This window comes from Nitratidesulfovibrio sp. D1, assembly GCF_051133415.1.
Taxonomy (GTDB): domain Bacteria; phylum Desulfobacterota; class Desulfovibrionia; order Desulfovibrionales; family Desulfovibrionaceae; genus Cupidesulfovibrio.
Genome location: NZ_JBPGNZ010000002.1, coordinates 581133 through 604596, shown reverse-complemented (window position 1 = coordinate 604596; position 23464 = coordinate 581133). Strand labels below are relative to the sequence as shown.

Here is a 23464-nt window from a genome sequence, read left to right as displayed (position 1 = left end):
TGCCAGATCTAAAAATATGCGCCTGCTAGGGCGCTGCTGGTAACAGAGCCTTACAGGCGCATATGAAATACCACCGGCTATGCCGGTGGATTTTTATTCGTACGGTGTCCGGCATGCGCGCTACGTCCGCGCGGGCAGTACGGCCAGCGGGGTGTATACCGGGTGGGCGCCGCCAAGGTCGCTGCGCCACAGCACCATGTCGCGCACGGTGCAGCCGGGCCACGGCGATGCGGAGCGGGAGACGCGGGCATCGACGGCGGCAAGCAGGGCGTCGCGTGCCTCCCATGCCGCACGGGGGAAAGGCGGGGATGGCGATTCGCCGCCCCGCCGTTCGTGTCGCTGATGGTCGTTTCTTTGCCGGTCATTTTCGCGCCTGTCGGGGCGGTGCGCCTCGCGCAGCCGGGCCAGGGTCAGGTGCGGGGCAAAGGGGCGGTCATCCGGCGCGAACCCCAGCGGGACCAGGGCCGCGTCAACCGCCCCGGCCAGGGCCGCGCATTCCCGAGCGCCCCGCGCCAGCCCCAGCCATAATACGCGCGGCGCGCCCCTTGCGGGAAACACGCCCGCACCGCCCACGGCCAGCGAGACCGGCGCGAAGGGGATGGCCTTCAGTGCGTCCGCCACCTCGCCGCAGCGGCTGGCGGGCACGCCGCCCAGAAAGCGCAGGGTCAGGTGCCAGTTGCCGGGGGGCGTCCAGCGCAGGCGGCGCAGCAGGTCCGTCAGTGCCGGATCGCGAACGTCGCCGGAAGCGTGACCGGACACGCTCAGTTCGTCGCGCAGCGCGGCCAGCCGGTCCTGCCATTCCGGGGGCAGCGGCAGCCCCACGAAGCAGCGGAACATGCCGGGCGCGTCCTGCGTGGCTCCCGGCGGCGCGGTCTGTTCGCCTCCGCTCAAGGCGCGTTCCCTCCACCCGGCATGGCCTGCCCGTCGCACAGGGCCAGCAGCGCCTCCACGGCGGCGTCCACCGTGGCGTTCCGCACGGCGGCCCGGTCGCCGGAAAACAGAAAGCGCAGGGCTTGCACGTGGTCTCCGTCGGCCACGGCCATCCACACCGTGCCCACGGGCTTTTCCGGCGTGCCGCCGTCGGGACCGGCCACGCCGGAAACGGCCACGGCAAAGCGCGCGCCAGTCAGGCGGCGCACCCCGGCGGCCATGGCGCGCACCACCGGCTCGCTCACCGCGCCGTGGGCGGCCAGCAGGGCCGGGTCCACGCCCAGCACGTCGCGCTTCACGTCGTTGGCATAGGCCACCACGCCCCCGGTGAACCACGCGGAACTGCCCGGCACGTCCGTGCAGCGCGCGGCGATGAGCCCCCCGGTGCACGATTCCGCCGTGGCCAGGGTGGCCCTCAGGGCCGCCAGCCGCTGGCCCAGCAGCCGGATGCGCGCATGCGCGCCGTCAGCGGGAGCGGGGGGGGGAGCGGGGGCGGGAGAGGGGGCGGAGGGAGGAGGGGCGGGTGCTTCGGGCCGGGCGGCACGGCATGGGGCAGGGGGACGGGGCGCGCCGTGCGGTGTGGCGGGCATCTGGCCTCCGTTGCGGGTTTGGGCAGGCGGACGGCGCGGGAAGCGCCACCCCTTCCGCCCGGCTACCACCGAGGAAACCCGTCCGGCAAGTGGCGCGCTTGCTACGGGCTGCCCGCGCTGCTACTCTGGTGGCCGACCCGCAGCCATGGAGACGTGATGACCGACCAGCGTGAGGAGATGGTTTCGGCCTTGCAGGATGAAGTGCTCAGCGAGATGGCCGAGACCTTCTTTTCCGCCCGCAAGGCCGTGGACGACGAGACCGAGCTGTTCCGCTCGCGCGAGGATGACCTGCGCCGGGCCGGGCAGCGCGCCCTGTGCCATGCCGGATGGCTGGCGGACCTGCTTACCGGGCCGGACATGGCCGAACAGTTGTGGCGCGCCCTGGGCGTGCCCGTGGACTTCATGCGCCTGCCGGTCGGCACGGACGCTTGCCCGCACCGCGACCTGCCCTTTGCCTGGACCCGTGGCGGCCTGTACGAAAAGCTGTTGCAGGAGGTGTACGAGGACACCTGGCGCGCCTTCGACGACTACGTCAACGGCGCCGCATCCCCGGTGCCGGGGCGGCCGGGCAAGGTGCGCAGGCTGGGATACCGGCGGTACCGCCAGTGGGCCGCCGAGATCAATCAGCTGGTGGACAAGGCCAACCGCGACCACTCGCCCTCGTGCGTGCTGGGCATGGCCCGGTCGCTGGACGTGGAAGGGCAGGAAAAGCTGCGGGTGGCGGGCAGCGGCATGGAAAGCTACGCGTGCGCGCTGGACGCCACGCTGGCCCTGCCGCGTCTGGACGAGGGCTTGCCGGGTCTGCCGGAACTACCGGAACTGCCGCCGCCCGACGCTGCGGCGCGCACCCTGCGGGCCTTTGCCAGGCGGGTGTGGCGCGAACGGCGGGACCGGGCGGCCGAAGCCCTGGCGCGCGTGGAGCGTGCCCAGGAGTGACGGTTTTCCCTGCCGCGCTCCATCTTCTCTGATGCCGAACCTGTGGACAGGCCGCACAGGACGCAGGACACGCGAATTTCAATGATACTGCGCGCATGGTCCGATATGGGGCGGCCATGCCGATCAACGCACATCAGACGACGCGCCGCGCGCAGGGGGCCGCACGCGGACATGTCATGCAGGAGGGGAACAGAGGATGGAAGAGAAACAGCCGGACGCCGCACCCGCCGCCAAACAGGGCGGCGAACGCAGGCGCGCCGCCCGCGTGGCCGGGCGGTACAAGGGGCGCATCGAGATTTCCGGGTACGGTTTTTCGGTGATGACCTGGGACGTCAGCCTGACCGGCGCGCGGTGCGCCGTGCGCGGCAAGTTTCCCGAGGGCACCGTGTGCACGCTGTTCGTGCAGAACCCCAGGGGCGAGGAAATGGGCCTGCCCGCCCGCGTGGTGCGCGGTACCGGCAACGACGTGCGGCTCAGCTTTTCGTCGGTGTCGCCAGAGGCTGGCGCCTTTCTGCGGGCGTTGACCGGTCTGACCTAGCGGCGGTGCGGACCGGCCCGTGCGGCATGCCCGCGCGAAAGGAGAAAATGCATGCGCGTGCTGGCGGCGGACATAGGCGGCACCAACAGCCGCTTCGCCCTGTACGATACGGACGGGCTGGCGCGCGGCGACGTGCCGCGCCCGAGGGATCGCCTGTGCGCGGTGCGCCTGCCCACGGCTGCTGCCGCGTCCTTCCCGGACCTGCTGCGCCGGGCCGCCGCCGCGGAGCCGGGGCTGTTCGCGCTCCCGGCGCTGCTGGTGCTGGCCGTGGCCGGGCCGGTGCGGGACGGACGCCGCTGCACGCCGCCCAACATCCCCTGGACGGTGGACCTGGACGACCCGGCGTTGCGCGCGCCGGATGTGCCGCCCCTGCCGCCGGTGCTGCTGATCAACGATTTCGTGGCCCAGGCCTACGCCTGCCTGCGCCCGGCCGCGCTCGACGTGCTGGAGGTGCTGGACGGCGACCCCGCGCCGGGGGCCGCCATGGCTGTGGTGGGCGCGGGCACGGGCCTTGGCAAGTGCCTGCTGCTGCCCCCGTCCGATGCCTGCGCGCCGCCCCGTGCCCTGTCCTCGGAAGGGGGGCACGCCCTGTTCCCCTTCACGGACGAGCGGGAAATGGCCTTTGCCGCGTTCATCCGCGCCCACACCGGGCGGGAGGTCATCGGCGACCTGGTGGTGTCCGGACCCGGCCTGCGCCTGCTGCACGCCTTTCACACCGGGCAGTGGCTGGACCCGGCCGAGGTGGCGGGCCGCCTGACCTCAGGCTGCGGGAACGATGAAGGCCCCGGCCAGGTGCTGCCCCCGATATCGTCACAGGTGCTGTCATGGTTCGCCCGGTTCTACGGCCGCGCCTGCCGCAACTATGTGCTGGAAACCCTGGCCCTGGGCGGGCTGTTCATCGCCGGTGGGGTGGCCGCCGCCGTGCCCGTGGTGGTGACGCATCCCGCCTTCGCCGCAGCCTTCCGGCAAAGCGACACCCACGCCGACCTGCTGCGCAGGGTGCCGGTGCGCCTGGTGCGCAGCCCCGACGCCGGGCTGCTGGGCGCGGCCCTGTACGGAGCCCTGAATGGTGTCCCCTGTGCTCCCGGTGTGCGCTGACACCGCCCCGCGCCGGACTGCCGGACTGCCGGACCGTCGGGCGGACGGACGGGAAGCGGGCAGGCGACAGGCAATAAAGTGCCCCCGAAGACGGTGGCAGAAGCGGGGGTACCGTCTCCGGGGGCTGTTCCGGGGGCATGTTCGGGAAGGGAGTGATGCAGTTCGCGGCTCCCTTTGATGATGCCTGTCTAGCACGCGCATGCACTGCACGATATTGGGTGGAACGCTGAATTCACCGGTAGGGGACGCGGTAGGGGACCCCCATGCGGAGCGCATGGTCCATGCCATCATGCAGGGATGCGGCCGTGCCATATGGGGGCATGCCGCCCCGCGATGTTATGGGTTTTCCGCGCCGTGGCGGTGCGGGCATACAGAGCCGCATGCGATGAAGGGAACCTGCACGATACGGAGGCGCGGCGGTACGAGCCGCGCCACGCGCAGCACAGTTGCGGACGACACTCAACGATACGGGGATGATGGCCGATGCCGTTGTTCGGAGCGCACATGTCCGTGGCCTGGGGGCTGTGGCGCGCGGTGGACCACGCCCGGGCCGTGGGGGCGCAGGCCCTGCAAGTGTTCACCGCCAACCAGCGGCGGTGGGAGGTGCTCCGGCCGTCGCCCGGCGACGCGGAACGCTTCCGCGCTGCCGTGGCGGAGTGGGGCGGGGGCTTCGTGGCCTCGCACGCCTCGTACCTGTTCAACCTGGCCTCGCCGGACGAGGATGCCGGGCTGCGTTCGGTGCACGGGTTGGCCGCCGAGATCGAGCGTTGCGCCCTGCTGGGCATCCCGTGGGTGGTGCTGCATCCGGGCGCGCATCTGGAGGGCGGCAGCGGCGGGCGATCCGTGGCGAGCGGCAGCGATGGGCGATCTGTGGAGAACGGCGTGCGCCGGGTGGCCGCGCGGCTGGCCACGGCCTTCGACGCGGCGGACCGCCTGCATCCCCATGCCGGGGGCGTGGGCGTGCTGCTGGAGAACACCGCCGGGCAGGGCACCTGCCTGGGGGCCGACATGGCGGAACTGGGCCGCATCGTGGATGCCTGTCCGGCCCGCGAACGGCTGGGGGTGTGCATCGACACGGCCCACGCCTGCGCCGCCGGGTACGACCTGGCCACGCGGGAGGGCTACGAGCGGCTGACCGGGGAGGTGGACCGCGCGGTGGGTCTCGGGCGGGTGCGGCTGTTCCACGTCAACGACAGCGCCACCCCGTGCGGGGCACGCAGCGACCGGCACGCGCATATCGGCCTGGGCCACGTGGGCGCGGCCGGGTTCGCCCGGCTGGTGCGCGACCCGCGCTTTGCCGGTCACCCCATGGTGCTGGAAACGCACAAGGGCAAGGATCTGGCCGAGGACCGCCGCAACCTGCGGGTGCTGCTCCGCCTGGCGGCGGGTGACGACCCGGCCGAGGCGGCGCGCGACGTGGACGGTTTGGGGGAATAGGGACGGCAGCCCCGATCTCCATGGGTACGCGGGGGCGGCCGCGCCGGGAAGGCGGGCTAGCTCTCGCCGTCGTCGGCGCCGTTCTCCGTGTCGTCGTCCGGCGTGTCTGCCTGGGGGACCGGGGGCGCATCCTGGCCGGGCAGCAGCGAGCCGGGGCACGCCGCGCCCGACGGGCATCCCCCCACCCCGGCCGAGGCGCATCCCGAACAGCCCGCGCCGGTGTCCTCTGTACCGGGCGCGGTGACCGCGTATTCCGGGCGCAGGTGGGGCATCAGTTCCCTGGTGGCCGTGCGCTGCGCGGCTTCCACGAACACCTTGCCGTCCCGCGCCGTCACGTCGAAGCGCGTCACCACCCGGCGGTCGTCCGGGAACATCAGCCGTTTCTGGCGGATCATCTCCTCCACGATGCCTTCCAGCGCCTCCTGCGTGTCGTCGGTCAGGTCGAAGCGCACCAGCGACAGGCGCAGGTTGGCGCGCCAGCGCTCGTCGGGCAGGAAGGCCGCGTTCCACGCGAACACGCCAAGGCTCACGGCGTTCTCCGGGCCGCTCAATTCCTCGGCCACGGCCAGCAGCGGGCGGCAGAAGTCGTGGATGAGTTGCGAAAAGGGGTCCATCTTCCGCTCGGCCTTGCGGCGGCGGATCTCGGCGATGCGTTTCTTCAGCTTCCTGGCGTCGGTGGCGGCCATGGTGCCTCGCTGCGGTAGGGTGCGTGGCGCGCGGTTGGGCGCGAACGGCAGGTGCATAGGCGGTTTCGCGGGCAAGCGCAACCCGGCGGCGCGCGCCTGGCCGGACTGCGGGCCGGGGCGCACCGGGCAGCGCCGGGGGCGTTTTCAGCGGCGGCGCGAACGGGCCCACAGGGCGATGCCCGCCAGCCCCACGATGTACCCGATGCCGCCCGCCACGTCGGCCATGCGCGGCCCGCCGGACTGCATGGCCGCCAGCGAATGGCGCAGCGGGGCCACCTGTTCGGCCACGGCCTCGGCCACGATGCGCCGCAGGGCGGCCTCGTCGATTGCCGCGCCCCCGGATTGCGCGATGGCAGCGGGGGGTGCGGCGGCAGGGGCGGGCGCGGCGGCCTCGGGGACATCCCGGACCGGGGCGGCGGACGTGCCGGGGGGTGCGGCCAGGTATTCCTCCGCAGGCATGGTCCAGGTGTTGCGGTGGCCTTCACCCGCCTGCACCTCGATGATCAGGTCGGCCCTGGCGGCGCGCAGTTCCGGGGTGATGGGCAGGGCGCAGCGGCCCTTGGCGTCGGTGACGGCGGTGCCCATCACCGTGCCGCTGCCCGCCAGCGTGGCGGTGACCTTGGCGTCGCGGGCGGGGTTGCCGCTGCTGAACGAGCTTTCGCAGCGGATGGCCCCGCCTTCCGCCCAGGCGAAGATGTTCACCCGGTGGGCGAGGGCAGGGTGCGCCTGCCCCAACAGCAGGACTACGCCCGTGAGCAGGGCCGCGAGCAGCGGCGCGGCCCGCCGGACCACGGTCAGGGGCGCGGGGCATGCGCCTGACGTGGCGTCGTATCGCGTGCGCATGGGGATGGTGGGCGTGCCGTGCCGAGGCGCGCGGGCCTGAACCCTGGTCTGTTGGGACTGCATGGGGCCTCCTGCGTGTTGCCCCCTTGCCATGCATCTTTTTTTCGCAAAATTCAAACGTCAAGTGCGCGATCTGTCAAATCGTGCCACCAGATTCGGTGCCGGGCATACGCACCGGTCGCCTTTTGCTTGCCTGCGCACGCCGTTGGGGCTATCTGCTTGGAGATATCACCTTCAGGAAGAAGGGCAGACGGATGAAGGACGAAAATCCGAACACCAGGACCAATGGCCGCTCCGGCCCGGCGGATGCCGCCCGCGAGGACGGCGGCTATGCCGTACCGGACCATGCCGTGCCGGACCATCCCGTACTTGACCGGTCCGGGGCCATGCGCCGCCTGGAACTGGACCCCGAAAGCTACGACCAGTTGCTGGCGCTGATGACCGTGGAAGTGGCCGGGGCGCTGGACGCCCTGGCCGAGGCCTGGCGCAGGGGCGACACGGTGGCCGTGCGCCTGCACGCCCACCGGCTGAAGAGCGAGGCCGCCAATGTGGGCGCCGAAGAGGTGCGCTTTGCCGCCAGCCGGCTGGAGTGGCTGCTGCGCCGGGAAGAAGAGCCGGACGGCGAAGAGGACGGGCAGGTCCGTCCCGGCGATGCCTCCGCTGCGGTCAGCCATCTGCGCACGGCCCTGGCGCGCCTTGCCGCCGTGCTCGGGCAGTAGCGCCGGGCCGCCGACCCCGCACGTTCCCCCGCTCCGCAACCGGCGCTCTAAAGCAAAAGGCCATCCGGCCGATGAGGTTTCCGACGGGGTGCGCCCACCCCGCCGTGACCCTTTGCGGAAGGTACCCCCATGCTTCGCCGTTCCCGTGCATTCCACGCCGCCGCCCGCGCCCTGCTGCTGGCCGTGGCTCTTGCCATGTCCGGCCCCGCCGTCGGCCTGTGCGGCCCGGTGGCCACTCCGCCGCCGCGCAACGTGCCCGACCAGCCCTTTGCCGACACCCGTTCCGGGCGCTCCCTCGACGAACCCGGCGACTGGAGCCGCATGGCCACGGCCACGGCCCTGCGGGTATACAAGGCCCTGGACGACCGCAGTGACTTGGTGGCCCTGCCCATCCGCATCACCCCGCCCAATGCGCGGCCCTTCGCGCTGGCCTACCAGAACCTGCTGGCCACGGAACTGGTCTCGCGCGGGATGCAGGTTTCCCTGGCGCCCGAGGCGGATTCCGTGGAACTGGACTTCGCGGTGCACGCCGTGCCCGTGGGGGCGCAGCAGCCGGTGGCCGCCGCGCACACCCGCCCCGACGACAAGTGGGAAGTGGTGCTGACCACCACCATGTGGCACGGCAACCGCTACGTCATCCACACGGCCGACGGCTTCGTGGTGCGCGGCGACGAACTGGGCAAGTACGTGGACCCCGACGCGTCCGGCCATACCGTGCGGCCCTTCCGGCCGCGCAGCGTGCCCATGGTGAACAGATAGGCCGGGGAAAGCCGCCGGGACCACGGGCCGCCGGAACGCCGGGGCTCGATGGCCCGCGATCACAGAAGAAAACCGGGAGGCGACGCATGTCCGCATCCGCCATATATCCGAAACGTTGCCGGGCCGTGCTGCCCGCCATTCTGCTGGCCTTGGCGCTGCATGCCGCCCCGGCCTGGGCCGACGCCGGTCCCGTGGGCGCGGCCGCACGCCAGCCCGCCGCGCCGGACGCCGTGCTGGTCAACCCGCCGGAAGGGTCGGAACTGCTCAACGCCAACACCTACGCCGCCGACGCGCTGCACGCGGTGATGGCCTCGCGCGTGGGCACGGGCAGCCCCATTCTGGTGGCCACCCTGGCCGACGTGGACAACCTGGAGCGCAGCACCCCCTTCGGCCGGGTGACCATGCAGCAGGTGGCCTCGCGCCTGGGGCAGCACGGCTACCGCGTGATCGAGGCGCGCATGGGCCGGGCCATGACCTTTTCGCCGCAGGGCGAATTTTTGCTCTCTCGCGACGCCACCCGGCTGATGCAGTTGGAATACGACGCCCAGGCGGCCCTGGTGGGCACCTATTCGCTGGCGGGCGGCACGGCCTACGTCTCGCTGCGCGTGGTGCGGCTGGACGATGCCGCCGTCATGGCCGCCTACGAGTACCACCTGCCGGTGCGCGGCGACACGCGCAGGCTGATGGCCGGGCAGGGCGACCCGTGGAGCCAGTATTCCGGGCGGCGACAGGCGTTTTCCGGCGCGGCGGGGGCCATGGTGGCTCCGGCCACGTCCGCCGTGCAGGGGCAGCCGGGCGGACGCCCGGTGGCTCCGCCTCCGGTTTCCGCAGGGCCCACGGACCCGGCGGCCATGCCGCTGCTCAAGGATTTCCCGCCCATCGGGTCCAGGTCTTCCGCCACGGCGGGCAAGCCGGTGGCCAGGAAGGCGACCCCGGCCCAAAAGCAATCGGTCCAGAAGCAGGCGGCTAAAAAGCCCGCCGCCAAGGCGCCCGCGAAGAAGCCGGTCGCGGGGGCGGCTGTCAAGCCTGCGGCCAAGGCCGCTCCGGCCCCCGCGCCGCAGGCGGCCCCCCAAGGCACGCCCCAATCGGGGCAGGCCCCGGCGGGACAGTCCGATCCGGTGTGGCGGGCTTCCTGACGGCAGGCCCCGGAATATCCGTCAAGGCCCGGCGGCGCGCCCCACGGTACGCAGCGCCGGGCCTTGCGCATGGTGCGCCCCCCAGCCCGGCGGGGCGGAAGGGCTGGCGCGGCAAGGCCGTGGGGGCTGGGCGCGTGTCAATTTCACTTGAATTCCAAGCCCGAAGAGCCTATGTCTGCGGTGCCGGAGGCGGGCCGCACCCCGTCCGGCGCCGTTCCTGACGGCCTCAGGCCCCGCTTGACGCGGACCTGCATACCGGGTAAACAGGTCCGTTCATATTTTTTGAAGGAGAAATTCCATGTCGAAGAGAACCTACCAGCCCAGCAAGATCCGCCGCAAGCGTACCTGCGGCTTCCGCGTCCGCATGAGCACCCCCAACGGCCGCGCCATCATTCGCCGCCGCCGCGCCAAGGGGCGCAAAAGATTAGCTCTCTAGTCTTTCCCCGGCGTAACCGGCTTGTCCGGCGGCCCGACTACGTGGCCTGCTACGACAAGGGACGCCGTCTCTTTTCCAAGCATTTCGTTCTATTCGTCCTGTTCGACCTGGATCGCACGGCCAGCCCGGAAGGGTGGCGCCTGGGGCTGGCCGTTACCAGGAAGACGGGGTCGGCCGTGCGGCGCAACCGCGTAAAGCGGGTGCTGCGCGAGTTCTTCCGGCTCCACCGCGCCTTACTGCCCGATGGCGTGGACGTCATCGCGGTGCCCAAGCGCCACCTCAAGCCCGAGCGGGTCACACTCGCCCTCGTCACCCGGGAACTTCTGCCCCTGCTGGCGGAACTCCGCGCCCACCACGGCGCGGACGACCGCACCGGCCCCCACGGGCCAAAGGCAGTCATGGCGGATGGTTCCGGACCGGAGCCTTCGGGACCGGAGCCCTCCGGGCCCGGAACAGCCGCGCCATGCACGGCTGCCGCAGGCGCCACCCCCACCGACGAGGCCCGGCCGGTCACGGCCCGCGAGGCGGAAACCGGAGCGCAATGAGCACGTTATCGCGCGAACTGGTCGTGTGGCCCATCCGCTGCTACCAGCGCTTCATCTCGCCCTGTCTTCCGCCCGCCTGCCGGTACGTGCCGACCTGTTCCGCCTATGCCGCCGAGGCCGTGCTGACGCACGGCGTCCTGCGCGGCCTGCTGCTGGCCTGCCGGCGGTTGCTGCGCTGCCACCCGTGGTGCGCAGGCGGGTATGATCCCGTGCCCCCGCCCCGGCATTCCGGACGCGTTGCCCCCGGCGCTTCCGCCACCGCAACAGCCAGACATGCAACAGCACAGGAGCTGTCGATCTCCCATGGAAAGTAAGCGCGTCATCATTGCCGTCACCTTGAGCCTGGTTGTCATGCTGGGCTGGAGCTACCTTGCCGAGCACATGGGCTGGAACGGCCAGCCCGTTCCTCAGACCCAGCAGGAACAGGCCGCCCCGCAGGCGGCCGAGCAGGTCCCCGCACCCGCCCCCCGCGCCGATGCCCCCGTCTTCCTGCCGTCCCCGGGACGCGAGGTGACGGTGACCACGCCGCTGTACAAGGCCGTGCTGCATTCCGGCGGCGGCGTGCTGAAGCATTTCAGCCTCACCCGCTACCGGGCGGCTATCACCACCGGCGCCCCGGCCGTGGACCTGGTGGACACCGCCTCCACGGTCATGTCGCCCCTGGGCCTGCTGATCAACGGCCAGCCCTCGTGGAGCACCGGCCAGTGGTCCTTCGAGGGCGGCGACATGTCGCTGGCCGCCGGGCAGTCCGGCGTGCTGACCTTCACCGGCGAGGTGGACGGCGTGCGCGTGGTGCGCGAACTGACCTTCAACGCCGACACCTACCTGATTTCCGAAACGGTGCGCCTGGCCCCGCTGGCCGAGGCGCGCACCGTGCGCGTGGGCTTCACCGTGGGCGCGGGCAACCTGTCGCCCAACGGCGGCCAGTACGACCACACCCGCGTGGCCTGGCTGCACGACGGCTCCTTCGACGAAAAGACCAGCGCCTCCGACCTCGAGAAGGGCGTGCAGCAGACCGGCGCCCTGAGCTGGGGCGCGGTGATGAGCAACTACTTCCTGGTGGCGGCGGCCCCGGTCGACACCACCGGCGTGACCATGAAGGGCAAGCTGCAGGAAGGCGTGTACCGCGTGGCCATGGAACGCGGCGACGTGTCCATCCCCGCCGGCGGCGAAACCTCCGCCGCGTGCAACTACTGGTTCGGCCCCAAGGAACGCGAACTGCTGAAGGACGCGCCCAACCACCTGTCCGAGGCCATCAACCTCGGCTGGTTCAGCGTCATCGCCCGCCCGCTGGTGGACATGCTGGTGTTCTTCCACAAGTACGTGGGCAACTACGGCGTGGCCATCATCCTGCTTACCGTGGTCATCAAGCTGGTGTTCTGGCCGCTTTCGCACAAGAGCTACAAGTCCATGGAGCAGATGAAGAAGCTCCAGCCCATGCTCCAGAAGCTGCGCGAAAAGCACGGTGACGACCGCGAAAAGATGAACGAAGAGATGATGCGCCTGTACAAGACCTACAAGGTCAATCCTGCGGGCGGCTGCCTGCCCATGCTGGTGCAGATTCCCGTCTTCTTCGGCCTGTACCAGGCGCTGCTGAACGCCATCGAACTGCGCCACGCCTCGTTCATCACGCATCTTCCGTTCACCGACATGGTCTGGCTGGCCGACCTTTCGGCCAAGGACCCGTACTACATCACCCCCATCGTCATGGGCGCCACCATGCTGTTGCAGCAGAAGCTGACGCCCGCCCCCGGCGATCCGACCCAGGCCAAGATCATGATGTTCATGCCCGTGGTGTTCACCTTCATGTTCCTGAGCTTCCCGTCGGGCCTCGTGGTGTACTGGCTGTGCAACAACGTGCTGTCCATAGCGCAGCAGTGGTGGATGCTCCGCAAGGCATAGGAAGTGGCTTGCGCCGTCCCTCCGTCCGCCAGGCGCGGGCGGAGGGCGGCCACGCGCCGGGTGCGCGTCCGCATGACGGGCGCATGCGGCGGCGGGCCAGCCGCCCGCAAGACACCTCCCGCTCCGCCTCCCCTCCCTCCCTTTTCGAGGTGACAGCATGGATGGATACAAGGAGTTCCAGGGGAAAAGCCTCGACGATGCCATTCGCGAGGCTTGCTCCTACTTCGACGCCCCCCGCGAGAAGCTCGAGATAGACATCGTCCAGGACGCCAAGTCCGGCATCTTCGGCATCGTGGGCGCGCGCAAGGCCAAGATCCGCGCCCGCCGCGCCCAGATCGGCCGGTTGGCCCCGTCTGCCTCTCCGGCGGGCGTGTCCCGGCAGGAGGCGGCTGCGCCCGGCGCCGACGCCATGGACGCTTCTCCCACCGGGCAGTCCCGCGACGAACGCGGCGAAGACGCCCCGGCCGTGGCCGAGGCCCCTGACGATTCCCGCGACGACGCCGAATCCGGCGACGAGGACGACGAGCGCAGGCCCGAAGGCGAGCGCAGCGGCCGTCGCCGCCGCCGTGGCGGCCGTGGCAGGCGCGACCGCGACGGCGAGGCCCGTGGCGAACAGGCCGACAGGCCCGGCCAGCCCCGCGAAGCGGATGCCCAGTCCGCCGAAGGCGCAGCGTCCGACGAATCCCGTCCGGGCGGCAGGTCTTCCCGTTCGCCGCGCCCCCAGCCGCCGCGTCCCCAGTCGCCGCAACGCGGGCCCCGTCCCGCGCGCCAGGCGCAGGAGGGCGATGGCCACGGGCAGCCGGACCAGCCCGACCAGCCAGACCGGCCAGATCAGCCGGGCCGCCGGGGCGGACCCCGCCGCAACGGCGAACGGCCGGAGAGACCGGACAGGCCAGGCAGGCCGGACAGACCGGACAGGCCGGAACGGATCGAACGGCCTGAACGGGCCAGCGCCGACGCCGACATGCTGGACGACGCCGACGAGCACGGCGGCGACGGCCTGCCCGAAATCCCGCTGGAACAGCTGGACCAGGAGCAGGTGAAGCAGGTGGCCGTGGAGGTCATGGAACGCCTGGTCACGCCGGTCATCGGCGAAGCCGGTTTTTCCGTCGAACTGGCCGAGGGCCGGGTGAACGTTTCCGTGGATTGCGGCGAGAATTCCGGGCTGCTCATCGGCCGCGAGGGGCAGACCCTGTCGGCGTTGCAGTATCTGGCCTCGCGCATCGTCTCGCGCAAGCTCGGCGCGTCGGTGCGGGTGCAGCTGGATTCCGGCGACTACCGCGAGCGGCAGGACGACAAACTGCGCGACATCGCCCTGCACCTGGCCGAAAAGGTGCGCGCCACCGGCAAGCCGCAGTCCACCCGTCCGCTCAGTTCGTACCACCGCCGGGTGGTGCACGTGACATTGCAGGACGACGAAGAGGTGGTCACCCGCAGCAAGGGCGACGGCCCGCTGAAGCGCGTGATCATCATGCGCAAGAAGAAAAGCTGAGCAGGCCGACTCCGGCGGCAGTGCCGCCGGGGGCCGCGGGCGGAAAATTCCGTTTGCGGCGGGCGGCGGGAACATACATGGTCGAATCGCGTCGCGGGGGAGGCCCACAGGGTTTCCCCCGTTCGCGTCCGTCAGGGCGCGCGCCCGCCGGGACATGAGTCCGGGCGGGGCATCGCGCCGGGGAGCAGGTCATGCGGCAGGAAGGCACCATCGCCGCCATCGCCACCCCGCCCGGTCACGGGGGGGTGGGCATCATCCGCATCAGCGGGCCGGACAGCCATGCCATCCTGGGGCGGCTGTTCCTGCCCGCTTCGCCGCGTTTTTCCGGGTTCCGGCCGTGGACGCTGCACCGGGGCCGCGCGTGCGACGCATCCGGCGCGCCGCTGGACGACGTGCTGGCCGTGGCCATGCCCGGCCCGCGCACCTTCACCGGCGAGGACGTGGCCGAAATCCACTGCCACGGCGGCCCGGCCGTGCTGGCGGCGGTGCTGGAGGCGGCCTGCGCCCAAGGCGCGCGGCTGGCCGGGCGGGGCGAATTCACCCGGCGGGCCTTTCTGAACGGGCGCATGGACCTGACCCAGGCCGAGGCCGTGGCCGAGATGATCGCCGCGCCCGCACGGGGCGGGCTGCGCCTGGCCCAGGCCCGGTTGCAGGGGCTGCTGGGGACGCGGGTTGCCGGCCTGCGGGCGCGGCTGCTGGACCTGCGGGCGCAGGTGTGCGTGGCCGTGGATTTTCCCGAGGACGAGGTGGACTGCCTTGCCCCGGATGCCTTCGTGGCCGAATGTGACGCCGTGGCCGTCGGGGTGCGCGGCCTGCTGGCGGCCCATGAGCGGGGCCGCTGCTGGCAGGAGGGGGCGCTGGTGGTGCTGGCCGGGCACGTCAACGCGGGCAAGTCCAGCCTGATGAACGCCCTGCTGGGCCGCCGCCGGGCCATCGTCACCGACATGCCCGGCACCACCCGTGACTTCATCGAAGAGCCGGTGCAACTGGCCGGGCTGCCAGTGCGCCTGGTGGACACGGCGGGCCTGCGCGACACCGGCGACATCGTGGAACAGGAGGGCGTGCGCATCAGCCGCGACCTGGTGGCCCAGGCCGACCTGGTCCTGCTGGTGGTGGACGCCGCCGCCGGGCTGGGCCACGCCGAGCGCGAACTGCTGCGCCAGGTGCGCGACCAGCATACGGGCGCGGCGCATTCCACCTCGATGCTGGTGGTGCTGAACAAGACCGACCTCGCGGAATTCACGGAGGGGGCGGCCGCCGTCCAATGGCCGTCCGAGGTGGAAGGCTGCCCCTGCGTGGCCGTGTCCGCCCTGCGCGGGCAGGGGGTGGACGAACTGGCCGCCGCCGCGCGGGCCATGGTGCTGGCGGGGCTTGGCGCGCCGGATGCGACGGGCGCTGGCGGCGAGCCGGAGTCCGGCGATCTTGCCCCCAACCTGCGGCAGGCCCAGGTGCTGCGCCGGGCGCTGGACGAACTGGAGGCCCTGGTGGCGGACGTCCGCGCCGGGGTGCCGTACGACCTGTGCTCGGTGCGGCTTGACGGCGCCTGCGCCGTGCTGTCCGAAATCACCGGCGAGACCACCCCCGCCGAGGTGTTGGAGCATATCTTTTCTTCGTTCTGCATCGGGAAGTAGGCGAAATCCGCCCGTTGCGAAACCACGCGCACGCGGGCCTGGCCTTCCCTTTCGTTGTGACCTGCGTCACTGACCGGAACCCGCCGCCGTGCCATGGTGCACGCACGGCGGACACGCCACAGGAGTACCATGTCCGATCGCGCTCCCTCTCCCTTCATCGTCAACGGTTGCCGCGGCACGACCGTCTCCTCCTCTCGCGGGGGCACCTGCCGTTTTTCCTTGCCCGTGCCGGAGGGCTTTCTGGCCCGGCTGGAACGGGTGGTGGCCGAAAGCGGCTGGCCGGAATTCCTGCGTGACGTGGTGCGCGGCCCCATTCTGCACCATCACGCCTTCCGCGTGGCGGTGTCCGCGTGTCCCAACGGCTGCTCGCGCCCGCACATCGCGGACGTGGGCATCATCAGGGCCTGGACGCCGGGCCGCGCCTCCGACGCCTGCACCCGCTGCGGGCTGTGCGAACGGCTGTGCCCCGACCACGCCATGACTCTGGGAGCGGAGGACGAGAACGGGCCGCGCCTGCACCCCGAGAACTGTCTTTCCTGCGGGCTGTGCATCAAGCGCTGCCCGGAAAAGGCCCTGCCCGTGGCCCGCGAGGGCTGGCGGGTGGTGGTGGGCGGCCGCCTGGGCCGTCGCCCCCGGCTGGCCACCGAACTGGAAGGGCTGGACGAGGTGCCCGGCGCCTCCGGCTTCCCCGGCCAGTCGCACCTGCTGGACGACGACGGCGTGGTGCGCGCCCTGCGCAACGCGCTGGCGTGGTACATGCGCGAATACCGGCTGCACCTGCGCTTCGGCGACCTGGTGGCCTCCGACCCCGCCACGGCGGCGCGTCTTGCGGGCACCTTGCCGGGGCCGGTGCGCGCCCCCGAAAAGATGGCCCCCGTGCGCTTCGACGCCCCGGACCCGGAAACCGGTGAAGGGGAGGGCGCACCGGGCGCAACCCCGTAACATCCATTTCCACCGCGCATGGCCAGCGACCTTCCCGAATCCCGCCGCCCGCGTGGCGCGTTCTGGTCCGTGACCGTCCCCTGCCTGCTGTCCTTCGCCCTGCTGGCGGCCCACGCGGTGCGCTCCGGAGACTGGGGCATGGCGGCGGCCTGGGGCGTGATGGCGGGCCTGTCCTGCACCAGCCTGGCCTGGGCGCGGCTGGTGGCCATGGCGGCGCTGTTCGGCGGCGGGCTGTTCTGGGCATCCACGGGCGTGGATCTGGTGCGTTTCCGCATGGCCTTCGGCATGGACTGGCTGCGCCTTGCGGCCATCATGGCGGCGGTCACCGGCCTGGCCATGGCCGCCTGGTGGCGGCTGGCGGGCGAGGCGGGGCGCCAGCGCCATCATCTCGGCACGGACACCGCGTGGCCCCGGGCCGTGGCCTTCCTGCTGGCCGCAGGGCTGCTGTGGCTGGCCCGCCAGCGTACTGCCAGCATCGTACTGCTGCTGTCCGACCGCTTCCTGCCCGGCTCCGGGCCGCTCCAGATCGTTCTGGCCGGGGTGTACGCCGCGTGGGTGGCCGGGCTGCTGCTGGACCCCGTGCGGGCGCGCAAGGCGCGTCCGCGCCTGTGGGCGCTGTTTTCCGCCGTGTTCTTCGGGCAACTGGCCCTGGGGCTGCTGGGCGCGCACCGTCTGCTGATGACCGGGGCGCTGCACCTGCCGGTGCCCGCGCTGATCCTGGCTGGTCCGCTGTTCCGGGGCGAGGGCCTGTTCATGCTGGTGCTGTTCGGCGTCTCGGTGCTGCTGCTGGGGCCCGCGTGGTGCAGCCACCTGTGCTACATCGGCGCGTGGGACGACGCCTGTTCGCGCCTGCGCGGGGCCGCCGCGAAGAAGGGCGGCCAGGGCGTGAAGCCGCGAAAGGGCAGGGGGCCCGCGCCGTTGCCGCGCTGGGCCGTGGCGCTGCGCTGGTGCCTGGCCGCCACGGTGTTTGCCGCCGCATGGGCCATGGGCCGGGCTGGGGTGCCCGTGGGCGTGGCCGCCACGGCGGCCGGGCTGTTCGGGCTGGCCGGGGTGGCGGTGATGGCGGGGCTGAGTTCGCGCCGGGGCATGATGGTGCACTGCACCGCCTTCTGCCCCATGGGGGCCGTGGGCAATCTGCTGGGGCGCATTGCGCCGTGGCGGCTGCGCGTGGGGCCGGGCTGCACCCGCTGCGGGGCGTGCCTGGCCGTGTGCCGGTACAACGCGCTGGACGCGCGGCGGCTGGAGGCCGGGCGGCCCGCCCTGTCCTGCACCCTGTGCCGCGACTGCATCGGCGCGTGCCGCCACGGGGCCATGCGGCTGACCCTGCCGGGCGTCTCCCCGGCGGTGGCGTGGCGCGCGTTCGCCGTGCTGGCGGCCGTGCTGCACGCGGTGTTCCTGAACGTGGCCCGCATGTAGCGGCGCGCTTGGCCGTGACCGGCCCGAACCCGCCACAACCGGGCATACCGGCCACCGGGGGTTTACGTAATCCGGCCCATCATGTATGAATGCCGCCGCCGGAGCCACCGCGCGCTTCGTGCCTTTCAGCATCCCGCGCCGCCGGTTCGTCGCATCTCCGGCTCCGTGGACCGCGCCTTCTCGAGTGCCACCTGATGAAGAAGATTCCCGAACGGTATCGGCGTAAGATCAGCAAGGACGAGATCAACGAGCTGCCTCTCGAGCGGTATGCGGGTGAAATCCGCATCGTCCGCAGCGAGGAAGAGCTCGCGGACGCCATTGACCGTCTGCGCGACGAAGATGTGCTGGGCTTCGACACCGAAACCCGGCCCACCTTCCGCAAGGGCAAGATCAATCTGCCGTCGCTGGTGCAGCTTGCCTGCAGCGACGTGGTCTACCTGTTCCAGCTCAACTGGCTGCCCTTCGGCGAGGCCCTGGCCTCGGTGCTGTCCGACGCGGACATCGTCAAGACCGGCGTGGCCGTGCGCGACGACATCCGCGACCTGCAGAAGCTGTTCGCCTTCAACGACGCGGGCGTGGTGGACCTGGGCGAGGTGGCGCGCGACCTGGGCCTTGAGACGCACGGCCTGCGCAACCTTGCCGCCAACTTCCTGGAAGTGCGCATCTCCAAGGGCGCCCAGTGTTCCAACTGGAGCAACCGCGAACTGGCCCCCCAGCAGGTGCTGTATGCCGCCACCGACGCCTGGGTGAGCCGCGAGATCCATCTGCGCATGCGCAGGCTGGGGCTTATCGGCCGCTAGCCCGCCTCGTCCCGCATTCATCCTTCCCGCCGTATCGCCCCGCACGCCCCGGTTTCCGTCCGCTTTTTCTCCGTACCGCCTTCATCGTCACATCATCGTCACCAAAGCGCGTCACGTGTGGTGGCGCCGCATGGCATATCCCGGCCATTCCTGTCGCCTTGGCAGTGCCGGGGAAAAATGTCACATCGTTGTAACGGTGCAACCACGCATCCGTCACCGGCGACGCACATCTTCTCGGGCAGGAAAGCGCCAAGGAGAACCACATGACGAAAGAGCGCATTCTGGTGGTGGAAGACGACGAGGACATCCTGCAGTTGCTGACCTTCACCTTCGAATCCGCCGGGTTCGAAGTGCGCACGGCCACCACGGGACGCGAAGGGCTGGACATCGCGCTGCGGCAGAAGCCCGCGCTGGTCCTGCTCGACCTGATGCTGCCCGGCATGAGCGGCCTTGACGTGTGCCGCGAACTGAAGCGCCTGCCGGAGACGGAAGACGTGCCGGTGATCATGCTCACCGCGCGCGGCGAGGAAGTGGACCGCATCGTGGGTCTGGAACTGGGCGCGGACGACTACGTGGTCAAGCCCTTCAGCCCGCGCGAACTGGTGCTGCGCATCCGCGCGGTGCTCAAGCGCGCGCAGGGCGTGGCGGAAAACCCCCAGCGCTCGCAGTGGCAGATCGACGGCCTGGCCCTGGACCTGGACGCGCACCGGGTGGAGGTGGACGGCGAGGAAGCCGCCCTTACCGCCACCGAATTCCGCCTGCTGGCGGAACTGGTGCGCAACCGGGGCCGCGTGCGCACCCGCGACCAGTTGCTGAACACGGTGTGGGGCTACGAGTTCGAGGGGTACGCCCGCACGGTGGACACCCACGTGCGCCGGCTGCGCCAGAAGATCGGCGGCTACGCGGCCATGATCGAGACCATCCGGGGCGTGGGGTACCGCTTCAAGGAACAGTAGCCCCCGGTTTCGTCGACCCGCGCCACGGCCGCGAACCGCGCGGCGGCCATGCGCCGCCACGGCACCGGCACACCGCCCCGCACGGCGGCATGGCCCTCTTTCGCCCAACGCCCCAATGCCCCCAACGCGCGGCGCGCCACGCGCCGCCGGGAACGAGACATGCCAGACAGCAAGAACGTGAAGATGCACGCGGCGTCGCTGAATTTCTACTACGGCGACTTTCAGGCGCTGCACGACATCAACCTGGAGTTCGAACGCAACCAGGTCACCGCGCTCATCGGGCCTTCGGGCTGCGGCAAGAGCACCTTCCTGCGGTGTCTGAACCGCATGAACGACCTCATCCCCATCTCGCGCGTGGACGGCGAGATATTCCTCGACGGGATGAACATCCACGACCCCCGGCTGGACGTGGTGGAACTGCGCCGCCGCGTGGGCATGGTGTTCCAGAAGCCCAACCCCTTCCCCAAGTCCATCTTCGAGAACGTGGCCTACGGGCTGCGCGTCAACGGCGTGCGCGACAAGGAATACCTCGCCGAAAAGGTGGAGCAGAGCCTGCGCCACGCCGCCCTGTGGGACGAGGTGAAGGACCGCCTGCACGAATCGGGGCTGGGCCTTTCCGGCGGCCAGCAGCAGCGGCTGTGCATCGCGCGGGCCCTGGCCGTGGAGCCGGAGGTGCTGCTGATGGACGAACCGGCCTCGGCGCTGGACCCCATTGCCACCCAGAAGATCGAGGAACTCATCCACATCCTGAAGAAGGACTACACCATCATCATCGTGACCCACAGCATGCAGCAGGCGGCCCGCGTCTCGGACCTGACGGCCTTCTTCTACATGGGGAAGCTGGTGGAGTGGGGCGCGACGGAAATGATGTTCACCCGGCCGCGCAACAAGCAGACCGAAGACTACATCACCGGCCGGTTCGGGTAGGGGGGAGTTCTCAAATTGTCCTTTCGTCCGGGGGCTAACCGACCCGAAGGGCGCGAAGCGTGTCCGTTGGGCGAGCTTGCGAGCCCTACGGACATCGAGCGCAGAGCGGTCGAACTTCGCCTGCCATATCGGTCGAATACAACTAGAGTACGCGTTGCGGTCGCCATCCGTAAGGCTCGCAAGCTCGCCTAACGGCTGCCGCACTCCCTCATGGCAGGCTTGTTCTCCTTGCCGCCGAACGAAAATCCTGCTTTGACAACTCCCCCAGGAGAGTTCTGTGGAAACGCATTTTCACCAGCAATTGCAGAAGCTTCGCCTGAAGGTGCTGGAAATGGCCGCGCATTCGCAGACGGCCATAGAAACCGCCGTGCGCGCCTTGCAGCACCGCGACGCCGACGCCGCGCGCTCGGTCATCGCGGGCGACAAGCTGATCAACACCATAGAGTGCGAGATCGACGAACTCAGCTTCCGGCTGCTGGCGCTGGACCAGCCCATGGCCGTGGACCTGCGCATCATCGTGGCCATCATGCGGGCCAGCATGTACCTGGAACGGGTGGGCGACGAGGCCGTGAACATCGCCGAGGCGGCCATGTTCCTGGCGTCCCGGCCGCCGCTGCCGGAAATGCCCAGCCTGAACGAACTGGGCACCCACGCCGTGGACATGTTCCGCAAGGCGGTGATGTCCTTCCGCGAAAGCGACGCCGCGCTGGCCCGCGAACTGCGCCTGCTGGACAAGCGCTGCAACCAGTTGGACGTGCAGGTGCTGCGCGAACTCATGGACTACATGGGCCGCGAAAGCCCGGCCGTGGAGCGCTCGGTACACACCATCCTGGTTTCGCGCAGCCTGGAACGGGTGGGCGACCTGTCCACCAACGTGGGCGAGACGGTGATGTTCATCGTGGAAGGGCTGAACATCAAGCACAGTTTCCAGATCAATTCCGGCGGTGCGTGCGGCTAGCGCGCAGGGCAACGCCGCGCGATGCCGCACCGTCATGCCGACAATCCGGGCGGGGCCACCACACGGCGGCCCCGCTTTGCATTCTCGGGCGGCTGCGGTAAACTGCACGCCCCGCCGCCCGCCGGATGCGGTCGGCGGCCCCATCCCAACCATCCGCGGCGCCGCGACCACGGCGCCGCCCCGGAGATCCGATGACCCAATACGGCAAGCGCACCGTGCAGTTCCCCATAACCCCGGAAGAAGCCCCCGCCCTGGTGCGCCGCATCGGCGAGCAGATGGCCACCGGCGTCATCAGCCTGGAAGGCCGGTCCATAGAGATCGACGGCTACGAAAGCATCGGCATTTCGCTGAAGCGCACCGGCGACAGGCTGCGCGCCCGCGTGAAGGTGAAGTTCCCCAAACGGCCCGGCGAAGCGGGTGACGACGCCGGATTCGGCGATGGCGGCGACCCCGATGGCGGTGACTCCGATGGCAGCGACGGGGATGACGACTAGTCGCCACGCGGCGGCAGCGGGGGGTGGCCCGCGCATCGTCTTCTTCACCGGCGGCACGGCGCTGAAGGCGCTCTGCCACGCCCTGACGCCTCATACGCACAATTCCGTGCACCTGGTCACCCCGTTCGATTCCGGGGGCAGCACGGCCGTGCTGCGGCGCTACATCCGCATGCCCGCCGTGGGCGACCTGCGCAACCGGCTGCTGGCCCTGGCCGACCCCGCCGTGGCCACCCCGCCGCTGGTGGCCCTGTGCGACCTGCGCCTGGCCGACGCCGGCGAACACGACACCCTGATGCAGCGGCTGTACGCCCTGGCCTCGGAGCGCGACCCCGCCTGGCGCGGCATCGACCCGCTGGTGGCCGACGTGTTGCGCCTGCACCTGCGCTGGTTCCTGGAATTCGCGCCGCCCGGCTTCGACCCGCACGGGGCGTGCCTGGGCAACCTGCTGCTGGCGGGGGGCTACCTGCGCCACGGCGGCGGGCTGGAGCCCGTGCTGCACCTGTTCTCGCGCCTGTTCCGGGTACGGGGCACGGTGGCGCCCATCGTGGACGACGACCTGCACCTGGCGGCGGAACTGGCCGACGGCACAGTGCTGCTGGGGCAGCACCGCATCACCGGGAAGGGCGCGCCCGGCATCACCGTCCCGGTGCGCCGCCTGTTCCTGACCCGCACCCGGCCCGAGGGCGAAGGGGCGGGCGGGGAGGCGGACGACGATGCGACGGGGAAGGAACGCGGGCAGGGTGTCGGTGCGAACGCATCCGCCCACCCCGCCGAGGCCCGCGTGCCCGTATCCGGTGTGGCCGCCCGGCACATCGCGGACGCGGACCTGATCTGTTTCCCCATGGGCAGCTTCTACACCAGCGTGCTGGCCAACCTTTTGCCGGAGGGAGTAGGGCGCGCCGTGGCCGAAGCGCCGTGCCCCAAGGTGTACCTGGCCAACAGCGGCGTGGACCCCGAGCAACTCGGCCTGTCCGTGGCCGACTGCGCCGCCGCGCTGCTGGCCGCGCTGCGGCGCGACGCGGGCGCGGACGTGCCCGCCGCCCGTCTGCTGGGCACGGTGGTGGTGGACACCCGCAACGGGGTCTACCCCGGCGGCATCGACCACGAAGGGCTGCGCGCGCTGGGCGTGGAATTGCTGGACGCGCCGGTGGTGCGGGCGCGGCCCGGCGGTGCGCGACCCGTGGACATGGCCGGGCGGCACGACGCCGAGGCCGTGGCGGGCCTGCTGCCGCGCCTGGCGCGGCGGCACGGATAGATGGTTCGGGCTTTGGCCTTCGAGGTTTCCGGCGGATG

At 71.0% G+C, this 23464-nt stretch carries 25 protein-coding genes; 21 read left to right on the top strand and 4 right to left on the bottom strand.

Annotated features, from left to right (window positions below; translation table 11 throughout):
- Window positions 1–120 precede the first annotated feature (120 nt).
- Complete coding sequence (gene thpR / locus ACR4XJ_RS05760; protein ID WP_434754304.1) at window positions 121–891, bottom strand: RNA 2',3'-cyclic phosphodiesterase; 771 nt, start codon at window positions 889–891, stop codon at window positions 121–123.
- On the bottom strand, window positions 888–1520 hold the full coding sequence (locus ACR4XJ_RS05755; protein WP_434754303.1) for a CinA family protein: 633 nt from the start codon (window positions 1518–1520) through the stop codon (window positions 888–890). Before ACR4XJ_RS05755 ends, thpR begins: the two co-directional genes overlap by 4 nt.
- Before the next feature lie 156 nt (window positions 1521–1676).
- On the opposite strand from ACR4XJ_RS05755, the gene ACR4XJ_RS05750 reads away from it, so the two are divergent.
- The 4 genes from ACR4XJ_RS05750 (at window position 1677) to ACR4XJ_RS05735 (ending at window position 5529) form a co-directional block, all read left to right on the top strand.
- On the top strand, window positions 1677–2456 hold the full coding sequence (locus ACR4XJ_RS05750) for a hypothetical protein (protein WP_434754302.1): 780 nt from the start codon (window positions 1677–1679) through the stop codon (window positions 2454–2456).
- Window positions 2457–2652: 196 nt separating this feature from the next.
- Window positions 2653–2994 (top strand): PilZ domain-containing protein, encoded by a 342-nt coding sequence (locus ACR4XJ_RS05745; protein WP_434754301.1) that lies wholly within the window; start codon window positions 2653–2655, stop codon window positions 2992–2994.
- Window positions 2995–3045: 51 nt separating this feature from the next.
- Complete coding sequence (locus tag ACR4XJ_RS05740) at window positions 3046–4092, top strand: glucokinase (protein WP_434754300.1); 1047 nt, start codon at window positions 3046–3048, stop codon at window positions 4090–4092.
- A gap of 483 nt (window positions 4093–4575) precedes the next feature.
- Window positions 4576–5529, top strand: coding sequence for a deoxyribonuclease IV (locus ACR4XJ_RS05735; protein WP_434754299.1), 954 nt, complete (start codon window positions 4576–4578; stop codon window positions 5527–5529).
- Between the two features lie 56 nt (window positions 5530–5585).
- Here ACR4XJ_RS05735 and ACR4XJ_RS05730 read toward each other — a convergent pair whose 3' ends face one another.
- The gene (locus tag ACR4XJ_RS05730; RefSeq protein ID WP_434754298.1) at window positions 5586–6215 is read right to left on the bottom strand and encodes a hypothetical protein; all 630 of its coding nucleotides are present in this window, start codon (window positions 6213–6215) and stop codon (window positions 5586–5588) included.
- Window positions 6216–6359: 144 nt separating this feature from the next.
- Complete coding sequence (locus ACR4XJ_RS05725) at window positions 6360–7121, bottom strand: hypothetical protein (protein ID WP_434754297.1); 762 nt, start codon at window positions 7119–7121, stop codon at window positions 6360–6362.
- Window positions 7122–7312: 191 nt separating this feature from the next.
- Between ACR4XJ_RS05725 and ACR4XJ_RS05720 the strand changes: the two genes are divergently transcribed.
- The 17 genes from ACR4XJ_RS05720 (at window position 7313) to ACR4XJ_RS05640 (ending at window position 23426) form a co-directional block, all read left to right on the top strand.
- On the top strand, window positions 7313–7777 hold the full coding sequence (locus ACR4XJ_RS05720) for an Hpt domain-containing protein (protein ID WP_434754296.1): 465 nt from the start codon (window positions 7313–7315) through the stop codon (window positions 7775–7777).
- 129 nt (window positions 7778–7906) lie between these two features.
- On the top strand, window positions 7907–8536 hold the full coding sequence (locus ACR4XJ_RS05715) for a hypothetical protein (protein WP_434754295.1): 630 nt from the start codon (window positions 7907–7909) through the stop codon (window positions 8534–8536).
- Window positions 8537–8622: 86 nt separating this feature from the next.
- Window positions 8623–9672, top strand: coding sequence for a FlgO family outer membrane protein (locus tag ACR4XJ_RS05710; RefSeq protein WP_434754294.1), 1050 nt, complete (start codon window positions 8623–8625; stop codon window positions 9670–9672).
- Between the two features lie 298 nt (window positions 9673–9970).
- The gene (gene rpmH, locus ACR4XJ_RS05705; RefSeq protein WP_333506890.1) at window positions 9971–10108 is read left to right on the top strand and encodes a 50S ribosomal protein L34; all 138 of its coding nucleotides are present in this window, start codon (window positions 9971–9973) and stop codon (window positions 10106–10108) included.
- The gene (gene rnpA / locus ACR4XJ_RS05700; protein WP_434754320.1) at window positions 10096–10653 is read left to right on the top strand and encodes a ribonuclease P protein component; all 558 of its coding nucleotides are present in this window, start codon (window positions 10096–10098) and stop codon (window positions 10651–10653) included. The genes rpmH and rnpA overlap by 13 nt, the downstream gene beginning before the upstream one ends.
- Window positions 10650–10967 carry a membrane protein insertion efficiency factor YidD gene (gene yidD, locus ACR4XJ_RS05695; protein ID WP_434754293.1) on the top strand — a complete coding sequence of 106 codons (318 nt, stop codon included), beginning with the start codon at window positions 10650–10652 and terminating at the stop codon, window positions 10965–10967. The genes rnpA and yidD overlap by 4 nt, the downstream gene beginning before the upstream one ends.
- Entirely contained in the window at window positions 10957–12555 is a 1599-nt protein-coding gene (gene yidC, locus ACR4XJ_RS05690; RefSeq protein WP_434754292.1) for a membrane protein insertase YidC, read from the top strand. The genes yidD and yidC overlap by 11 nt, the downstream gene beginning before the upstream one ends.
- Window positions 12556–12712: 157 nt before the next feature.
- Window positions 12713–14047 (top strand): Jag N-terminal domain-containing protein, encoded by a 1335-nt coding sequence (locus ACR4XJ_RS05685; RefSeq protein ID WP_434754291.1) that lies wholly within the window; start codon window positions 12713–12715, stop codon window positions 14045–14047.
- Between the two features lie 191 nt (window positions 14048–14238).
- Window positions 14239–15678 carry a tRNA uridine-5-carboxymethylaminomethyl(34) synthesis GTPase MnmE gene (mnmE, locus tag ACR4XJ_RS05680; RefSeq protein ID WP_434754290.1) on the top strand — a complete coding sequence of 480 codons (1440 nt, stop codon included), beginning with the start codon at window positions 14239–14241 and terminating at the stop codon, window positions 15676–15678.
- Between the two features lie 129 nt (window positions 15679–15807).
- Window positions 15808–16620 (top strand): 4Fe-4S dicluster domain-containing protein, encoded by an 813-nt coding sequence (locus tag ACR4XJ_RS05675; RefSeq protein WP_434754289.1) that lies wholly within the window; start codon window positions 15808–15810, stop codon window positions 16618–16620.
- 18 nt (window positions 16621–16638) lie between these two features.
- The gene (locus ACR4XJ_RS05670) at window positions 16639–18036 is read left to right on the top strand and encodes a 4Fe-4S binding protein (RefSeq protein ID WP_434754288.1); all 1398 of its coding nucleotides are present in this window, start codon (window positions 16639–16641) and stop codon (window positions 18034–18036) included.
- Between the two features lie 194 nt (window positions 18037–18230).
- On the top strand, window positions 18231–18836 hold the full coding sequence (locus ACR4XJ_RS05665; RefSeq protein ID WP_333506862.1) for a 3'-5' exonuclease: 606 nt from the start codon (window positions 18231–18233) through the stop codon (window positions 18834–18836).
- Window positions 18837–19099: 263 nt separating this feature from the next.
- Window positions 19100–19792, top strand: coding sequence for a response regulator (locus ACR4XJ_RS05660; protein ID WP_035065555.1), 693 nt, complete (start codon window positions 19100–19102; stop codon window positions 19790–19792).
- 159 nt (window positions 19793–19951) lie between these two features.
- Window positions 19952–20719 (top strand): phosphate ABC transporter ATP-binding protein PstB, encoded by a 768-nt coding sequence (pstB, locus tag ACR4XJ_RS05655; protein WP_434754287.1) that lies wholly within the window; start codon window positions 19952–19954, stop codon window positions 20717–20719.
- Between the two features lie 277 nt (window positions 20720–20996).
- Complete coding sequence (gene phoU / locus ACR4XJ_RS05650) at window positions 20997–21677, top strand: phosphate signaling complex protein PhoU (protein WP_434754286.1); 681 nt, start codon at window positions 20997–20999, stop codon at window positions 21675–21677.
- Window positions 21678–21868: 191 nt separating this feature from the next.
- Entirely contained in the window at window positions 21869–22171 is a 303-nt protein-coding gene (locus ACR4XJ_RS05645) for a hypothetical protein (protein ID WP_434754285.1), read from the top strand.
- Window positions 22161–23426, top strand: a complete 1266-nt coding sequence (locus ACR4XJ_RS05640; RefSeq protein WP_434754284.1) for a GAK system CofD-like protein — start codon at window positions 22161–22163, stop codon at window positions 23424–23426. Before ACR4XJ_RS05645 ends, ACR4XJ_RS05640 begins: the two co-directional genes overlap by 11 nt.
- Window positions 23427–23464 lie beyond the last annotated feature (38 nt).

Excerpts from the sequence above, each read along its gene's own strand:
- ACR4XJ_RS05755 (WP_434754303.1), bottom strand. The coding sequence starts at position 1,520 with ATGCCCGCCACACCGCACGGCGCGCCCCGTCCCCCTGCCCCATGCCGT.
- ACR4XJ_RS05750 (WP_434754302.1), top strand. The coding sequence starts at position 1,677 with ATGACCGACCAGCGTGAGGAGATGGTTTCGGCCTTGCAGGATGAAGTG.
- ACR4XJ_RS05745 (WP_434754301.1), top strand. The coding sequence starts at position 2,653 with ATGGAAGAGAAACAGCCGGACGCCGCACCCGCCGCCAAACAGGGCGGC.
- ACR4XJ_RS05740 (WP_434754300.1), top strand. The coding sequence starts at position 3,046 with ATGCGCGTGCTGGCGGCGGACATAGGCGGCACCAACAGCCGCTTCGCC.
- ACR4XJ_RS05735 (WP_434754299.1), top strand. The coding sequence starts at position 4,576 with ATGCCGTTGTTCGGAGCGCACATGTCCGTGGCCTGGGGGCTGTGGCGC.
- ACR4XJ_RS05730 (WP_434754298.1), bottom strand. The coding sequence starts at position 6,215 with ATGGCCGCCACCGACGCCAGGAAGCTGAAGAAACGCATCGCCGAGATC.
- ACR4XJ_RS05725 (WP_434754297.1), bottom strand. The coding sequence starts at position 7,121 with ATGCAGTCCCAACAGACCAGGGTTCAGGCCCGCGCGCCTCGGCACGGC.
- ACR4XJ_RS05720 (WP_434754296.1), top strand. The coding sequence starts at position 7,313 with ATGAAGGACGAAAATCCGAACACCAGGACCAATGGCCGCTCCGGCCCG.
- ACR4XJ_RS05715 (WP_434754295.1), top strand. The coding sequence starts at position 7,907 with ATGCTTCGCCGTTCCCGTGCATTCCACGCCGCCGCCCGCGCCCTGCTG.
- ACR4XJ_RS05710 (WP_434754294.1), top strand. The coding sequence starts at position 8,623 with ATGTCCGCATCCGCCATATATCCGAAACGTTGCCGGGCCGTGCTGCCC.
- rpmH (WP_333506890.1), top strand. The coding sequence starts at position 9,971 with ATGTCGAAGAGAACCTACCAGCCCAGCAAGATCCGCCGCAAGCGTACC.
- yidD (WP_434754293.1), top strand. The coding sequence starts at position 10,650 with ATGAGCACGTTATCGCGCGAACTGGTCGTGTGGCCCATCCGCTGCTAC.
- yidC (WP_434754292.1), top strand. The coding sequence starts at position 10,957 with ATGGAAAGTAAGCGCGTCATCATTGCCGTCACCTTGAGCCTGGTTGTC.
- ACR4XJ_RS05685 (WP_434754291.1), top strand. The coding sequence starts at position 12,713 with ATGGATGGATACAAGGAGTTCCAGGGGAAAAGCCTCGACGATGCCATT.
- mnmE (WP_434754290.1), top strand. The coding sequence starts at position 14,239 with ATGCGGCAGGAAGGCACCATCGCCGCCATCGCCACCCCGCCCGGTCAC.
- ACR4XJ_RS05675 (WP_434754289.1), top strand. The coding sequence starts at position 15,808 with ATGTCCGATCGCGCTCCCTCTCCCTTCATCGTCAACGGTTGCCGCGGC.
- ACR4XJ_RS05670 (WP_434754288.1), top strand. The coding sequence starts at position 16,639 with ATGGCCAGCGACCTTCCCGAATCCCGCCGCCCGCGTGGCGCGTTCTGG.
- ACR4XJ_RS05665 (WP_333506862.1), top strand. The coding sequence starts at position 18,231 with ATGAAGAAGATTCCCGAACGGTATCGGCGTAAGATCAGCAAGGACGAG.
- ACR4XJ_RS05660 (WP_035065555.1), top strand. The coding sequence starts at position 19,100 with ATGACGAAAGAGCGCATTCTGGTGGTGGAAGACGACGAGGACATCCTG.
- pstB (WP_434754287.1), top strand. The coding sequence starts at position 19,952 with ATGCCAGACAGCAAGAACGTGAAGATGCACGCGGCGTCGCTGAATTTC.
- ACR4XJ_RS05645 (WP_434754285.1), top strand. The coding sequence starts at position 21,869 with ATGACCCAATACGGCAAGCGCACCGTGCAGTTCCCCATAACCCCGGAA.
- ACR4XJ_RS05640 (WP_434754284.1), top strand. The coding sequence starts at position 22,161 with ATGACGACTAGTCGCCACGCGGCGGCAGCGGGGGGTGGCCCGCGCATC.